We start from the raw sequence: 1,160 nt of genomic DNA, 5'->3' as shown, positions 1-1,160 counted from the left end.
CGCCCGGGGTTGCGAGCGACAAGATCAAGAAGGAAGTGCTGGCGGGCAACTATGTTGGCACGGTGCCGCTGATGTTTGACACTGAGGTTGAATAAGGAGAAGTGAGGTGAAGAAGCTAATTTTGGCAATTGCTGCGAGTGCGTGTGCAATGTCGGCGTATGCGGCAAATCCGAAGCCGATCGATCTCAATGTTCAGATCGAGGGCGATGTGCCCTCGCAGGATTTCTTTGAGGTTACGGTGGACAGCGGAGATTTGGATAACGTTGTCTTTACGCATCCGGAAGGGTGGGCGAAAGGCAATTCGTCAAAGGTGAGCCTGAGCTGGAAAGCGCGCAGCAGCTATGGTCGAATCCGCATGCAGACCGGCAATATCGGTGAGGCGGCGTATATTAAAAACGCTAGTGGCGACGCTATGCAGATCGGCTGGAACGTCTCGACGCTCAACGATCAGAACATGGTAGGCCCCTATGTGCGGGGGGCGCGGCACGATGTTGTTGATGCAGAAGTAGCGAAGACGGGGAGCCTGGTCAGGTTGACACTGTGGGCAGCGCCTAAGGAAGCGCCGCGGCCTGGAGCATACAGTGGAACGTTTTCAGTGGTCTTCGAGACTGGGTTTGAGGAGTGAGTTTGGCCCGTGCCTTGGCATGGGCTAGACTCGTATTCTTCGACACAAATTTTGTGGTGCAGAGGGATTTTCTATGAAGCTCGTGACTCTTTGCGTTGCTCAATTGGGTCAGCGCATCTTCGAAAATGGGTCTTTCGGGTTTCGTCTCGCGATTATTAGAGGTCGTCATCACGAGAATGGTCGTGTTTCTTCCGTTTCTGCTGTCACTGATGTCGATGCGAGACATGCAGGACGCCGTTCAATGCCGCGCCGTCATGCACCGTGCGTCGGCGGCCATCTTTGGGTGACGGCGTGAACACTGGAATCGGCGGCTCCAGTGCCGCCCATAACTAGTTACTGATTTTGCGCCTGACTATGCTGCAAGAATATGGCGCTCAGGGCCGGATGTCTCGGTTGTGTTAGAAAATCTAAGTGGTCCTGTATTAATCGATAGTGCGCAAAAATAAGAGTTGTCTGATTGGGTCAGGCTGACCAGAGTCTGAAAATGTGGTTGGCAGAGCGCCTTCTATCGCGCCGCCCCTATTAATCATTCGTG

The 1,160-nt window shown here is 53.7% G+C and carries 1 protein-coding gene and 1 pseudogene; one reads left to right on the top strand and one right to left on the bottom strand.

The window, feature by feature from the left end:
* Window positions 1-106: 106 nt before the first annotated feature.
* A complete protein-coding gene (locus tag HWX09_RS33380) occupies window positions 107-625 on the top strand; it encodes a hypothetical protein (RefSeq protein ID WP_155257286.1) in 519 nt (172 codons plus the stop codon).
* A 215-nt stretch (window positions 626-840) separates the two neighbouring features.
* Here HWX09_RS33380 and HWX09_RS33780 read toward each other — a convergent pair.
* A pseudogene (locus HWX09_RS33780) lies at window positions 841-942 on the bottom strand (IS5/IS1182 family transposase); the annotation flags it as partial.
* Between the last annotated feature and the right edge of the window lie 218 nt (window positions 943-1,160).

Source organism: Burkholderia sp. BCC1208, from assembly GCF_902833095.1.
Lineage (GTDB): Bacteria > Pseudomonadota > Gammaproteobacteria > Burkholderiales > Burkholderiaceae > Burkholderia.
Note: the sequence above shows the minus strand (reverse complement) of the source record. Positions and strands in the feature narration are given on the sequence as shown.